Origin of the sequence: Azorhizobium oxalatiphilum (assembly GCF_014635325.1) — a bacterium.
Lineage (GTDB): Bacteria > Pseudomonadota > Alphaproteobacteria > Rhizobiales > Xanthobacteraceae > Azorhizobium > Azorhizobium oxalatiphilum.
The window spans coordinates 1778262-1792981 of sequence record NZ_BMCT01000001.1 but is presented as its reverse complement, the minus strand read 5'-3'; the positions used below and the strand labels follow the sequence as shown (position 1 = coordinate 1792981).

At 66.9% G+C, this 14720-nt stretch carries 9 protein-coding genes; 5 read left to right on the top strand and 4 right to left on the bottom strand.

What is annotated here, in order from left to right; all coding sequences use genetic code 11:
- Nucleotides 1–164 precede the first annotated feature (164 nt).
- Nucleotides 165–1088: a LysR substrate-binding domain-containing protein gene (locus tag IEW24_RS08080; RefSeq protein ID WP_188577011.1), complete on the top strand. Its 924-nt coding sequence runs from the start codon at nucleotides 165–167 to the stop codon at nucleotides 1086–1088.
- A 261-nt stretch (nucleotides 1089–1349) separates the two neighbouring features.
- Here IEW24_RS08080 and IEW24_RS08075 read toward each other — a convergent pair whose 3' ends face one another.
- Complete coding sequence (locus tag IEW24_RS08075; RefSeq protein ID WP_188577009.1) at nucleotides 1350–2267, bottom strand: LysR family transcriptional regulator; 918 nt, start codon at nucleotides 2265–2267, stop codon at nucleotides 1350–1352.
- 180 nt (nucleotides 2268–2447) lie between these two features.
- On the opposite strand from IEW24_RS08075, the gene IEW24_RS08070 reads away from it, so the two are divergent.
- The 4 genes from IEW24_RS08070 (at nucleotide 2448) to IEW24_RS08055 (ending at nucleotide 10446) form a co-directional block, all read left to right on the top strand.
- A complete protein-coding gene (locus IEW24_RS08070; RefSeq protein WP_188577007.1) occupies nucleotides 2448–3290 on the top strand; it encodes an alpha/beta hydrolase in 843 nt (280 codons plus the stop codon).
- 149 nt (nucleotides 3291–3439) lie between these two features.
- The gene (locus IEW24_RS08065) at nucleotides 3440–4657 is read left to right on the top strand and encodes an efflux RND transporter periplasmic adaptor subunit (protein ID WP_188577005.1); all 1218 of its coding nucleotides are present in this window, start codon (nucleotides 3440–3442) and stop codon (nucleotides 4655–4657) included.
- 30 nt (nucleotides 4658–4687) lie between these two features.
- Nucleotides 4688–7915, top strand: a complete 3228-nt coding sequence (locus tag IEW24_RS08060; RefSeq protein ID WP_188577003.1) for an efflux RND transporter permease subunit — start codon at nucleotides 4688–4690, stop codon at nucleotides 7913–7915.
- Between the two features lie 209 nt (nucleotides 7916–8124).
- On the top strand, nucleotides 8125–10446 hold the full coding sequence (locus IEW24_RS08055) for an MHYT domain-containing protein (RefSeq protein ID WP_188577001.1): 2322 nt from the start codon (nucleotides 8125–8127) through the stop codon (nucleotides 10444–10446).
- Between the two features lie 24 nt (nucleotides 10447–10470).
- Here the strand turns inward: IEW24_RS08055 and IEW24_RS08050 are convergent, their stop codons facing one another.
- The 3 genes from IEW24_RS08050 to IEW24_RS08040 all read right to left on the bottom strand — a co-directional run bounded on the left by IEW24_RS08050 (nucleotide 10471) and on the right by IEW24_RS08040 (nucleotide 14468).
- Nucleotides 10471–11685 (bottom strand): MFS transporter, encoded by a 1215-nt coding sequence (locus tag IEW24_RS08050; protein ID WP_188576998.1) that lies wholly within the window; start codon nucleotides 11683–11685, stop codon nucleotides 10471–10473.
- A gap of 162 nt (nucleotides 11686–11847) precedes the next feature.
- A complete protein-coding gene (locus IEW24_RS08045) occupies nucleotides 11848–13956 on the bottom strand; it encodes an FUSC family protein (protein ID WP_188576996.1) in 2109 nt (702 codons plus the stop codon).
- Nucleotides 13953–14468: a MarR family winged helix-turn-helix transcriptional regulator gene (locus IEW24_RS08040; protein ID WP_188577483.1), complete on the bottom strand. Its 516-nt coding sequence runs from the start codon at nucleotides 14466–14468 to the stop codon at nucleotides 13953–13955. Before IEW24_RS08040 ends, IEW24_RS08045 begins: the two co-directional genes overlap by 4 nt.
- Nucleotides 14469–14720 lie beyond the last annotated feature (252 nt).

Sequence of the window (14720 nt, the reverse complement as noted above, 5' to 3'; positions counted from 1 at the left end):
TTGCAATCATCGGGATCGGCGGGAGGCCAGGAAGGGCGCGTTTATTTGCCCTGTTTGTGGGCGCGCTATGGGAATGCTCATACGGCAGGCACCCGACGTCAAATGCATTTAGAACTTTTCTTTATAAAAGAATGTTATGAGAATGCGCGCCCGGAGGCACCCTTATGGCTTGGCTAAACCCGCGACAAATCGAGGCATTTCGGGCCATGATGGTAGCGGGCACTGTCACGGATGCGGCCGCCCTCATGGGCGTCACCCAGCCGGCGGTGAGCCGCATGCTGCGCGACCTCCAGTCCGAGCTGGGACTGCGGCTGTTCGAGCGCCACGGCATGAAGCTGGTGCCCACCAATGAGGGCCTCACCCTTTATGCGGAAGTGGCCCGCTCCTTCGTGGGGCTGGAGCGCATCGCGCAGGTGGCGCGGGAGGTGAAGGAACGCAGGGCCGGCGTGGTCCGCGTCTCTTCCATGCCGGCGCTGATGAACGGCTTCCTGCCTCGCTTCGTGGGCAGCTTTCTGCGCGAGCGGCCGAAGATGGACCTCTCGCTGCACGGCGCCTCATCGCCTCTGGTGCTGGAGCAGATCCTCTCCGGACAGAGCGAGCTGGGCTTCGCCATGGGGCCGCTGGACCATGCCGGGGTGATCGCGCTGCCCATGCCCGCCGCGCGCATGCAGGCGGCGCTGCCGGAAGGCCATCCGCTACTGGAGAAAGCGGTGATCCACGTCTCCGACCTCCATGGCCAGGATTACGTGGCACTGGACGGCGGGCGTTCGCGCATGCGCATGGATCGCCTGCTGGACGTGCAGGGTGTGCGCCCGGTGCTGCGCGCGGAGACCACGCTGTCAGGCATCGTGTGCGGGATCGTCGCCTCCGGCCTCGGGATCAGCGTGTGCGATCCCTATACGCTGCGGGAGTTCGAGAACCGGGGCGTGGTGGCGCGCCCATTCGAGCCGGCCATGGCGTTCGAATTCTCCGCCGTGCGCTCCGCCCAGCGCAGTTTTCCGGCCATCGCGAAGTCCCTGCTGGACGCATTCCGCGCCCACACCACCCGCTTCCTCGCCGAGCGCGACTGCCTGCTTTCAGAGGAGTGAGCGGAGGCTCAGGAGGCGTTTGTTCTTAGGGACGATCGGCATTCAACGCTAACGGCACTGAAGCAGTAGATCGTCATGCCCGGGCTTGACCCGGACATCCACGTCGGGCCGAGTGTGGCCGGTACCAAGTCCGGGTTCGGCCCCTGCCGCTCGCGAAAACATCCGTTGTCTGCCTGGCCGCACCACGTGGATCCCCGGATCAAGTCCGGGGATGACGATGCTTTGCGGAATCGATGATCCGAGCTGACTATTGACCGCAGCTCACCCCCGAAAGCCGAATTCGGGTGTGGCCATCAGTTCGGAGATCCAGTCCACGAACACCCGCAGCCGGTTACTGAGGTGGCGGGAGGGCGGGAAGACCACGTGCAGCGGCTTCGGCGCCATGGTCCAGTCGGCCAGCACCTCCACCAGCACGCCGCTCTCCAGATAGGGTTTCGCCATGAAGCGCGGCATGGGCAGCACGCCCAGATGGTTCAGGCCGGCGGTGATGTAGGCGTTGCCGTCGCTCACCGCCAGAATGTAGCGCCCCGTCACGTGGCAGAGCTCGCCTCCGGCGGAGGTGAAGTGGAACTCCATCGCCCGGCCCTGACGCGGGTTGAAATAGCCCACGATATGATGGGTTTGCGTGAGATCCAGCGGCTGGGTCGGCACCCCGTGCCGGGCGATGTAGGTCGGCGTCGCATAAATTCCGAACTGCATTTCGCCAATGCGCCGCGCCACCAGCGACAGATCCGACAAAGGACCGGCGCGCACCACGCAGTCCACATTCTCCGCCATGAGATCCACCTCCTGATCGGATACGCCGAGGTCGATCAGGATGTCAGGATAGCGGGCGTGGAAATCCGGCAAGGCGGGAATGATGATCTGGGTGGCGAGCGTCGAGCTTACATCCACCCGCAGCCGCCCCTGCGGCTTGGCCTGCGAGACTGCCATGGAGCTGTCCAGTTCCTCCAGATCGGCCATCAGTCGCACGGCGCGCTCATAATAAGCTGCCCCGTCCGGCGTCACCGTCACGCGCCGTGTGGTGCGATTCAGCAGCTTGGTGCGCAGGTGCGCCTCCAGGGTCTGGATCTGCTTGGTCAGCGTGGGTTTGGGCACCCGCAGCACCGTGGAGGCGCGGCTGAAGGTGCCCGTCTCCACCACGCCGATGAAAGACCGCATTGCAGCAAACTGATCCATATCCCACCTCACCCCAAACCAGAGGGCGTCGAAAAAGCGCAGATTGTTCCCTCACAGAAACAATGTAATCACATCTAGCATATTTATTCCCCCGTTCGAGCAAATTAAGTTCCTCGCATCGCAACAGCCGTTCGGCCCGCCGATGCTACGGGCCGGGGCAGATTGCGAAAGGTAAGCGTCATGAAACCCGTGCGTACCGAAGTGAGCATTCCGGATGGCACGGCCGCCGGCATGCGGTTGCGGATCTACCCGTCCGCAGACGCCCGCAAGGGAGCGCCCATCGCGTTCCATCTGCACGGGGGCACCTTCGTCGACGGGTCTCTGGATTGCGGCCTCACCATCGCCTGCATGCTGGCACAGGCCGGCGCGACGGTGGTGTCGGTCGAGTATCCGCTGGCTTGCGAGCAACCGTTTCCCCATGGGCTGAAGGCCATCTATGGGGCGCTGGAATGGGTTTTCGAGAACCGGACCCGCTGGGGCGCGAAAAAGTCCCGCGTGTTCGTGGCCGGGGCGGAAGCGGGTGGCAATCTGGCCGCCGCTCTGGCTCTGGTCTCGCGGGACCAGCAGCATCCGCCCCTCTCGGGGCAGATATTGCTGTCGCCCATGCTGGATGCCTGCCTCGGCACGCAGTCCCTGCGCGCCGCTGAGGCCGGCGCCGCGGGGTGCAAATGGGCCGAGGGGTGGCGCACCTATCTCGGCTCGGCCGACAAGGCGTCCCATCCCTATGCGGCGCCGCTCGGTGCATCCCGGCTCAGCGGGATCGCACCGGCGCTGGTGATCACCAGCGAGGATGACCCCATGCGCGACGAGGCTCTGGCCTATGTCGCGCGCCTGAAGGAAGCGGGAACCGGCGCCCACGTGCATGTGGAGCCCGGCCCCACCGGATGGCCCGAAGCCCTTTCCGGCGCGGAGCCGGAGTCGCGGCCACGGGATGCCCGGTGGATCGAGACCATAAGGCAGCTGTTCGCCGCCTTCATGGCCGCGCCCGCAACGTTTTCACCGGCCTCCGCCCTGGCCGGTTAGAGCCGGAGCCGGTCGGATCGCTGATCCGACCGGCGAAGGCCCTCTTCTAGTGGCGAAAAGACCGGCCCAGCCGCACGCAACACATGCGCGCGGCGACGGCCCCGTTTGCTCTGTCGCGTTCCGTTAAGTAGGCCGAGGAGGCCCTCCCCATGCCCCGCACGTCCCTGCGCGTCCTTTTGGGCGCCGCTACCGCTTTGTCTGTCGTTGCCGGCGGCGCCGCCCTTGTTGCGCCGGTGCTCACCCGTCCGGCGGTGGCGCAGACCGCCGCCGCTCCCCAGGCGGTGCCGGTGTCCATCGCCGTGGTGCAGCCGCGCGATGTCACGCCCTATGACGAGTTCTCCGGCCGGCTGGAGGCCATCGAGCGGGTGGAAGTCCGCGCACGCGTGGCCGGCGCCATTCTGAACGTGCATTTCAAGGAAGGCGAACTGGTCAAGGCCGGCGACTCGCTCGTCACCATCGACCCCGCCCCTTACGCCGCCGAGGTGGACCGCCTGCAGGCGCAGGTGGTGGCCGCCGAGGCGCAGGTCGCTCTCACAAAGAGCGATCTCGAACGCGGCCAGCGCCTGTTCGACAACCGCACCGTGGCCCAGCGCGATCTGGACGAACGCCTGAATGCCAGCCGTTCGGCTGAAGCCAACCTGAAGGCCGCGCAGGCTGCCCTGCGCGCCGCCCAGCTCAATCTCGACTACACCGAGGTCCGCGCCCCGGTATCCGGCCGCGTGGGCAAAATCGAGATCACCGCCGGCAATCTCGTGACCGGCGGCGGCTCCAGCGCGCTCCTCACCACGCTGGTCTCGCTCAATCCCATCTACGCCGGCTTCTCCGCCGACGAGCAGTCGGTGCTCCGTGCGCTGCGGGGCCTCGGCCATGTGCCGCGCACGCAGGCTGAGATCCGCCGCATCCCGGTGGACATGATCACCGCCGAAGATGACGCAGCGCCTGTGCGCGGCCACATGCAGTTGATCGACAACCAGATCGACGCCCGCAGCGGCACCATCCGCGTGCGCGCCGTGTTCGACAATCCTACCGGCGATCTGATCCCCGGCCAGTTCGTGCGCCTGCGCATGGGCCAGCCGAAGACCGCCCCCACGCTGCTGGTCAGCGAGCGTGCGGTCGGCACCGACCAGAACAAGAAGTTCGTCTATGTGGTCGGTGCGGACAACAAGGCCACGTATCGCGAAGTGGCGCTCGGTCCCTCGCTGGATGGCATGCGCATCGTGACCGCCGGCCTCGCGGACGGTGATCGCATCATCGTCAACGGCTTGCAGAAGGTGCGCCCCGGCGCGCTGGTCAATCCCGAAATCGTCCCCATGAACGTTGCCTCCGCCAGCCCTGCCAAGGGCTCGACGGATGTGGCGCAACGCTGATCTGAATCCGGCCCTCGGGCGGAGGCTGCCATGAACCTATCCAAATTCTTCATCGACCGGCCGATCTTCGCGGCCGTCATCTCCGTCGTCATCTTCCTCGCCGGCCTCATCGCCCTGCGGGTGATGCCCATCTCGGAATATCCCGAGGTGGTGCCGCCCCAGATCGTGGTTCGCGCCAACTATCCCGGCGCCAGCCCCAAGGTGATCGCCGAAACCGTCGCCACGCCCATTGAAGAACAGATCAATGGCGTGGAGGGCATGCTCTACATGTCCAGCCAGGCCACCACCGATGGCCTGATGACGCTCACCGTCACCTTCCGCCTCGGCACCGATCCGGACAAGGCGCAGCAACTGGTGCAGAACCGCGTCTCGCAGGCCGAACCCCGCCTGCCGGAGGACGTGCGCCGTCTCGGCATCACCACGATCAAGTCCTCGCCGGACCTGATGCTCGTGGTGCATCTGCTGTCGCCGAACGGCCGTTACGACATGGCCTATCTGCGCAATTACGCGGTGCTGAACGTGAAGGACCGTCTCGCCCGCATCAGGGGCGTGGGCGACGTGCAGCTGTTCGGCTCCGGCGACTATTCCATGCGCGTGTGGCTGGATCCGCAGAAGGTGGCCGAGCGCGGCCTCTCGGCCAGCGACATCGTCACCGAGATCAACGCTCAGAACGTACAGGCCGCCGCCGGCGTGGTGGGCTCCTCGCCGGGCGTGCCGGGCGTGGACCTCCAGCTCACCGTCAATGCGCAGGGCCGCCTCCAGAGCGAAGAGCAGTTCGGCGACATCGTGGTGAAGACCGGCGCCAATGGCGAGATCACCCGCCTGCGCGACGTGGCCCGCATCGAGATGGGCGCCGCCGACTATTCGCTGCGTTCGCTGCTGAACAACAAGCAGGCGGTAGCGGTGCCGGTGTTCCAGGCGCCGGGCTCCAACGCCATCGAGATCGCGGACAACATTCGCAAGACGATGGCCGAGATCAAGGAGAACATGCCCGAGGGCGTGGACTACTCGATCGTCTATGACACCACCCAGTTCGTGCGCGCCTCCATCGACGCGGTGATCCACACCCTGCTCGAAGCCATCGTGCTGGTGGTGCTGGTGGTCATCCTGTTCCTGCAGACGTGGCGGGCCTCCATCATCCCGCTGCTGGCGGTGCCGGTGTCCATCGTCGGCACGTTCGCGGTCATGTACGTGTTCGGCTTCTCCATCAACGCGCTGACATTGTTCGGCCTGGTGCTGGCCATCGGCATCGTGGTCGATGACGCCATCGTCGTGGTGGAGAATGTGGAGCGCAACATCGAGGCCGGGCTTAACGCCCGCGAGGCCACCTACAAGGCCATGCGCGAGGTCTCCGGCCCCATCATCGCCATCGCCCTCGTGCTGGTGGCGGTGTTCGTGCCGCTGGCCTTCATCACCGGCCTGACAGGCCAGTTCTACAAGCAGTTCGCGCTCACCATCGCCATCTCGACGGTGATCTCGGCCTTCAACTCGCTGACGCTCTCGCCCGCCCTCGCCGCTCTGCTGCTGAAGGGACATGACGCGCCCAAGGATCGTCTGACCCGTCTCATGGATAGTGGGCTCGGCTGGTTCTTCCGTCGCTTCAACTCCTTCTTCGGCCGCGCGTCGGACGCCTATGGCAACGGCGTGCGCCGGGTGATCTCCCGCAAGGCGGTGGTGTTCGGGCTCTACATCGTGCTGGTGGCACTCACCGTCGGCGTGTTCAAGCAGGTGCCGGGCGGCTTCGTGCCGGGGCAGGACAAGCAGTATCTGGTGGGCTTCGCGCAGTTGCCTGATGGCGCCACCCTCGACCGCACGGAAGAGGTGATCCGCCAGATGAGCGACATCGCCCTGAAGCAGCCGGGCGTGGAATCGGCCATCGCCTTCCCCGGCCTGTCCATCAACGGCTTCACCAACTCGTCCAATTCCGGCATCGTCTTCGTGGGCCTGAAGCCCTTCGAGGACCGCAAGACGCCGGAGCTGGCGGGCGGGGCCATCGCCATGCAGCTGAACATGCAGTATGCGGGCCTGAAGGACGCCATCATCGCCATGTTCCCGCCGCCGCCCGTGCAGGGCCTCGGCACCATCGGCGGCTTCAAGCTGCAGATCGAGGATCGCGCCGGTCTCGGCTACGAAGCCCTCGATCAGGCCACCAAGGCGTTCATGGCCAAGGCCATGCAGGCGCCGGAACTGGCCGGCCTGTTCTCCTCCTATCAGGTGAACGTGCCGCAGCTCTTCGCCGACATCGACCGGGTGAAGGCGCGCCAGCTCGGCGTCGCGGTGACGGACGTGTTCAACACGCTCCAGATCTATCTCGGCTCGTCCTATGTGAACGACTTCAACGCCTTCGGCCGTACCTACACGGTGCGGGTGCAGGCGGACGCGAAGTACCGCGCCCGGGCCGACGACATCGGCCAGCTGAAGGTGCGCTCCTCCAGCGGCGAGATGATCCCGCTGGCGGCGCTGCTGAAGGTACGGCAGGCAGCCGGGCCGGAGCGGGCCATGCGCTACAACGGCTTCCTGTCCGCCGACATCAACGGCGGCGCGGCGCCCGGCTATTCGTCGGGCGAGGCGCAGGCGGCGGTGGAGCGCGTCGCGGCCGAGACCCTGCCCAAGGGCGTCGGCTTCGAATGGACCGAGCTGACCTATCAGGACATCATCGCCGGCAACTCCGCCATCCTGGTGTTCCCGCTCTCCATCCTGCTCGTCTTCCTCGTGCTGGCGGCGCAGTATGAGAGCCTCACCCTGCCGCTGGCGATCATCATGATCGTGCCCATGGGCCTGCTCGCGGCGATGTTCGGCGTCTGGTACACGGGCGGTGAAAACAACGTCTTCACCCAGATCGGCCTCATCGTGCTGGTGGGCCTATCGGCGAAGAACGCGATCCTGATCGTGGAGTTCGCCCGCGAACTGGAGTTCGGCGGCATGAAGCCGGTGGAAGCGGCCATCGAGGCCAGCCGCCTGCGCCTGCGGCCGATCCTCATGACCTCACTGGCCTTCATCATGGGCGTGGTGCCGCTGGTCACTTCGACCGGTGCCGGTGCGGAGATGCGCCATGCCATGGGCGTGGCGGTGTTCGCTGGAATGATCGGCGTCACCATCTTCGGCATCTTCCTGACGCCGGTGTTCTACGTGCTGCTGCGCCGCCTAGCCGGCAACCGGCCGCTCGTCCACCACGGGCACACCGAGCCCATGGAGCCCGGCCCCCACGGGCCGCATGGGACGCACGGCAGCCACGGCGCCCCCGCCCCGGCGGAGTGAAGACACAAACAAACTGAAGAAAGGCCGGGCAACTGCCCGGCCTTTTTCTTTGCCGGCCTTTTTTCTTTGCTTGCATTGGATCTGCGCATTTACCACCGCGACACGCAAGCTTGCGCAAAGGCGCGCCGGCCGGTTCCGTCTACCGCCATTTCAGGTATGATCATCCCTGATCCTGCGGACAGACGATGCGTCCGCCAACGGAACGTCCCATGACGCATGCCGGCGCCCACGATCCTATGCTGGTCCTGCTGTCGGTGGTGATCGCGGCGCTGGCCTCCTTCACCGCGCTGGACCTCGCCACCCGCATCCGCGCCTCCACGGCCTGGGTCCGCCATGTTTGGCTGGCGGCAGCAGCGGTCGCCATGGGGGGCGGCATATGGGCCATGCATTTCGTCGGCATGCTGGCCTTCAGCGTGCACGGCATCGAGGTGAGCTACGATCTCTCGCTCACCTTGCTGTCGCTGATCCTGCCCATCCTCGTCACCGCCTTCGGCTTCTTCGTCGCCAGCCGGCACGGGCTCGACATGCCCACCCTGCTGCTGAGCGGCCTCGCCATGGGGCTGGGCATCGCCGCCATGCACTATACGGGCATGGCCGCCATACGGCTCGACGCGACCATGCACCACCAGTTCTTCTGGGTGGTGGTGTCCATCCTCATCGCCATCGCGGCGGCCACGGCAGCACTGTGGCTCGCCTTCCGGCGCACCAGCCTGCACCAGCGCCTGCTGGCGGCGGTAGTGATGGGGCTCGCCGTCTCCGGCATGCATTATGCGGCCATGCAGGGGGCGGTGTTCACCTTCGACTCGCCCATGCCCCATGCCGCCAGCCACGGCAGTGTCAGCCAGACGCCGCTGGCGCTGTGGGTCACGGCCACCTCGGCCCTCATCCTCATTCTTGCCCTGCTGGCGGCCAGCTATGACCGCCATCTGGCGCACCGCGCCGCGCGGGAAGCGCGAGCGCTGAAGGAGAGCGAGGAGCGCTTCCGCCTGCTGGTGCAGAGCGTCACCGACTACGCCATCTTCATGCTCGACCGCGACGGCTTCATCGCCAACTGGAATGCCGGGGCGGAGCGCATCAAGGGCTATTCCACCGACGAGGTGGTGGGCAGCCACTTCTCGCGCTTCTACACGCCCGAGGACATTGCCGCCGGCGTGCCATCCCGCGCACTGGAAACCGCCGCCCGCGACGGCAAGTTCGAGCACGAGGGCTGGCGGGTGAAGAGCGACGGCAGCCGCTTCTGGGCCAGCGTCGTCATCGACCCCATCCGCGACGAACAGGGCGAGCTTTTGGGCTTCGCCAAGGTCACGCGCGACATCACCGAGCGCAAGCAGACCCAGGCCGCACTGGAAAAGACCCGCGAGGCGCTGGCGCAGGCCCAGAAGATGGAGGCCGTGGGTCAGCTCACCGGCGGCGTGGCACACGATTTCAACAACCTGCTGATGGCCGTGCTGGGCAGTTTGGAACTCCTGCGCCGCCGCGTGCCCGAGGATCCCAAGATCCTCAAGCTGATCGACAACGCCATCCAGGGCGCCGAGCGGGGCGCGGCCCTCACCCAGCGCATGCTCGCCTTCGCCCGCCGGCAGGATCTCAAGCCCGAACCCATCGACCTGCCAGATCTGGTGCGTGGCATGGCCGACCTGCTGAAACGCTCCATCGGCCCGCGCATCCACATCGAGACCCGCTTCCCGCTCGGCGTGCCTCGGGTGCTGGCCGACAGCAACCAACTTGAACTCGCCTTGCTCAATCTGGCGGTGAATGCCCGCGATGCCATGCCCCAGGGCGGCCACATCACCATCGCCGCGCGGGAGGAGAGCGGCGGCGGCGACACCCGCCTGCCGGAGGGGCGCTACGTCTGCCTGTCCGTCGCCGATACGGGGCAAGGCATGGACGCGGCGACGCTGGCGCGGGCGCAGGAGCCCTTCTTCACCACCAAGGGCGTAGGCAAGGGCACGGGGCTCGGCCTCTCCATGGTCCACGGCCTCGCCGCCCAGTCCCGTGGCCGCCTCGTGCTCATCAGCCAGCTGGGTCAGGGCACCACGGCGGAGATCTGGCTGCCGGTGACGGAAGCTGCTGCCACGGGGTCCGTCGCGCTTATCCCCGAAGCCCAACGGCCCACGCGGCCGGAAACGGCGGCAGCGCGGCGCATTCTGGTGGTGGACGACGACGTGCTGGTGCTGGAGAACACCAGCGCCATGCTGGAGGATCTCGGCCATACGGTGCTCGCCGCCCGCTCCGGTCCAGAAGCGCTGAAGATCCTGCAGGAAGGGCGCGGTTGCGATCTCGTCATCACCGATCAGGTGATGCCCGGCATGACCGGCTTGCAACTGGCGGAGAAGATCTGGGCGGACCAGCCCGGCCAGCCCCTGATCCTTGCCACCGGCTATGCCGACTGGCCCGCCGGGGCCTACCCCGATCTGCCGCGCCTCACCAAGCCGTTCGATCAGGAAACGCTGAGCCTAGCCGTGGACACGGCGACCAAGGACTTGGAGAGCGGCGGCGCGGTGCTGGCCTTTCGGCCCAAGGGCGCCTGAAGCACGCCCGATCCCGTGCGGTGATCAGGTGCTCCGCTTGCGCGCCATGCCCTCGATGTCGGGCAGGAAGATCGCCAGCAGCCCCAGCAGCGGCAGGAAGGAGCAGACGCGGTAGACCACGTCGATGCTGGTCCAGTCCGCCAGTTCGCCCAGCACCGCCGCGCCGAGGCCCGCCATGCCGAAGGCGAGGCCGAAGAACAGGCCGGACACCATGCCCACCCGCCCCGGTAGCAGTTGCTGCGCATAGACCACGATGGCCGAGAAGGCGGACGACAGGATCATGCCGATGAGCACGCTCAGCACGATGGTGGCGGTGAGGCCCACATAAGGCAGCGCCAGCGTGAAGGGCAGCACGCCGAGGATGGAGCCCCAGATCACCTTGCGCCGGCCGATGCGGTCGCCCAACGGGCCGCCGATGGCGATGCCCACCGCCGCCGACACCAGGAAGGCGAACAGGCAGAGCTGGGCTGCCTCCGGGCTCACGTCGAAGCGGCGCGTGAGGTAGAAGAGGTAGAAGGAATTGATGCTCGACAGGTAGAAATACTTGGAGAAAATCAGCGCGATCAGCACCGCCAGCGCCTTGCCCACCTGCCCTTTTGTTAGGTCAGCGTGGATCACGCTTGCCTTACGGGCAGGCCGGCGGGCATGGCCATTGCTGCGATACCAGTGGCCGAGCCAGGCCATGACCGCGATGCCGGCCAGCGCAGGCACCCCGCACCAGGCCAGATAAGCCAGCCCCTTCGGCAGGATCAGCAGCGCCGCGATCAGCGGCCCCAGCGCCGTGCCGAGATTGCCGCCCACCTGAAAGATCGACTGCGCCGTGCCATGGGCACCGCCGGACGCCAGATGGGCCAGCCGCGCCGCCTCGGGATGGAAGATGGACGAGCCGGTGCCGAGCAGCGCCGCGCCGATGATGAGCTGCGGAAAGCTGGTGGCGAAGGCCAACGTCAGCAGGCCGCTGGCGGAAAAGCTCATGGCCACCGGCAGCGAGAAGGGCTGCGGACGGCGGTCCGTATAGAGGCCCACCAGCGGCTGCAGCAGCGAGGCCATGGCCTGATAGGTGAAGGTGAGCAGGCCGATCTGCCCGAAATCCAGATGGAATCCGCCCTTGAGCACGGGATAGATGGCCAGCAGCAGCGACTGCATCATGTCGTTGAGCATGTGGCAGAAACTGACCGCGCCAAGGACCGGGAATACGGTCGCGCTCGCCTGCGGGCGATCGAGGACGGACTGACTCACCGGGGCACCCTTCCCTTCCGGCGGACTTGACGGAAACCCTCCGTGCCGCCGGGCCTGTTGTTGGCGAAGGACCCTAGATTTGAATGCGCTGCCCCGCAAGCCGTTGGGAACTGGACATTGTTCGACTTACCCAAGGGTAGAAGCCGCCCACGCTGGGTGGGCTCATGCCGCCACGCACGGGCTTGCCACTCCATCCGCCGCACCGGTGCCAGCGATGGCGGCATTGCCGGGGCCGGGCAGCAGCGGTCCCGGTGCCATGGGAAACAGGGAGCGCCGCACACCCACCAGCGCATCCAGCGTACTCCGCCGCACCTGCCCCGGCGCGGCGTGGAAGGCGGCCAGCAGGGCCGCGTCCGTGCGCGCCAGGAGGCTGTCCGATGGCGGCTCCCGACGCCCCGTCGCCACACACTGCCGGAAATAGGCTGCGACCCCTTCCAGCGTGTCGTCGATCAGGCCCCGCACTTGCGCAGGTTGCGCGCGACGATCCCGCTGCAGGGTCGCGATATTGTAGCTGGTGCGCAGTTCGGCGAGACCGTCGAGGCTGGCCAGCGAGGGATCGCCCGCCATCGCCACCCGGGGCATGAGCTGCGCCAGACGGTCGAGCATCCGCGCGATCAGAGCCGCATGATCGATAGCGCGCTTGCCCGCCGCAAGCTCCGCCAGATCCAACCAGCCCGCCACCACCAGCCTGCGCGCCGTCACCTCGACACCGAACGGCTTCGTGATGAGGGTCCAGACTATGGCGAAAGCGATCCCGAGCGTGATGGCGATGCCGCCCTCCACATAGGAGGCGAAATCGAAACCATAGCGTCCCTGCAGGCCGAGATCGCCCGCGAAGCTGGCCGCCAGCAACAGAGTGATGAGCGTAAGATCAGGACGGGGGATGAAAGCGCCGATCAGCAGGAAAGGCGGCGCCAGCACCAGCGCCAGAATCTCGAAATCCGCGATGTTCGGCATGATGAGCGTGAGATAGAGGCCGGTGATCACATAGGCGGTGGTGCTCCAGACGAGCATGGCCTTCATGAGCGGTGCCGGCCGGTCGAACGCGCCGAAGAAGCAGCAGGCGATGGCGACGAAGGCCACGCCGAAGGCGCCGCCCGACCAGCCGCTCCAGATCCAGACCAGCCCCGCGATGAAGGTGGCGGCAACCGTGGAGCCCACGGCGAACAGGATCAGCCCCAGATCGTAATGCAGCTGCCTCCCGATCAGCGGGCGATGGCGCAGTGCCGGCCGCCAGCGCCCCTGCCCGCCGCTCGCGATCTGCCGCTGCAAGGCGAGGCAGTCCTGCCACAGGTCGATCAGTTCCCTGAGGCGCGCCAGCAGGCTGGCCCGCACCAGATCGTCCCACACCCGCTCGCTCTCAGCCGGCATCTCCAGCGCATCGGCCGCCGCGCGCAGGCGGTCCGGCACCGCGTCATCGCCCAGCGCGTCGGCCGGCGCGCGGATCCAGCCGGCGATATCAGCCAGAAGCTGCTCCAGCGGTGGCGGCAGGGCGCCGCTTTCCAGCCGCAGCGCGTGCAGGCGGTCGGAGATGGAGGACAGGATCGGCAGCAGGAACAGCAGCCGGCCGCGCAATTCCTCCGCATGGCGCTTCACGTCGCGGGTGCCCGCATCGTGCCCGAGCTGGCTGATCAGCGCGGTCAGCGGCGCCACATCAGCAGCGAGCTTCTGCCGCGCGGCGGGCGTCGCCGGAGAGGCATCCTCCTGCCCCCCGGCGCGTAGGATGTCGTCGATCCAGCTCGCCGCATCCTTCAGCCAGCCGCCCACGCGGGCGTTCAGCACAGGCGCCACGCTGGTGGGAAACAGCAGCGCGCCCACCACGCTGGCGCAGACGATCGCGACGATGATCTCCTCACTGCGGGAGACCGCATAATCGAAGATGGCCTCGGGCGTGGAGACGTTGGGCAGCGCCACCAGCGGCAGCGTGTAGGCGCCGAGCATGAAGGCGTAGTTGCGCGGCGTGCGGTCGCGCAGCGCGATGAACAGCAGTAGGCCCGCCCAGCAGGCCACCGCCAGCATCATCAGCTCCGGCGCATTGACGAACAGGGTGACGATCACCACCGCCCCGGCGCAGCCCATGATCGTGCCGAGCATGCGGTCGATGGCCTTGGCGCCGGTGACGCCGGACAACGGGTTGGACACCACATAGACGGTGGTGAGCGCCCAATAAGGGCGCGGCAGGCTGAAGGCGAGGCCGATATAGAGGGCGAGAAGCGCCGCCGTATAGGCCTTCGCCGAGAACAGCCAGTCCTGCCACGACGGCCATTTCATGCGGCAGGCTCTGTGGTTTGCGCGATGGCGGCGGGACGCGAGGCCTCCTGCGTCTGCGCGCCGGGGCGCGCGCGCGCTTCGGATGCGGCCCGGTCGATGGCCTCCATCACCCGCAGTGCCGCCTCCACGTCGGCCTCGCTGACATCCTGCAATACGGCGTTGCGCAGCCGCGTCAGCGAGCGCTCGATCCGGTCGGCCATCTGCTCGCCGCTCCGGGTCAGCCAGATGAGATTGGCCCGCCGGTCCTCGGGATCGTCGCGGCGCTCCAGCAGGCCGAGCGCGGAGAGCTGGTCGAGCAGACGCACCACCGAGGTGCCCTCGATGCCCACATAGGAGGCGAGCGTCACCTGCCGCACGCCGCCGCCCAGCCGGCGCACCCACAGCAGCGCGGCGGCGGGGGCTTCCGAGATGTCGTGCTCCACCAGCACCTGCTGCGCCAGCCGGCGCCACTGGCGGCCGGTCTGGAGCAGGTTCGAGGTGAGATGGAAACGGGGATCGCGCCGATGCTTCATGGGCACGCTATATGCCCCTCATATAGTTCTGATGCAATCTATTTACATTGCACACAGTGCTATTTTCCGCCCCCCTCCCCCTTCCCAACGCAATCCCGCGCCACTGCAGGGCGCACCGGAGGTTGCGGCTGGATGCCTGGAGCAAACGTGGGCAGGACCATGACATCCACCGCACATCCGCAGCCGACGAATTTCCACTGTTGCTTATCGGAAACTTTTAGATAGCTTGGAGACAAAATGGCGTCCCAGAGG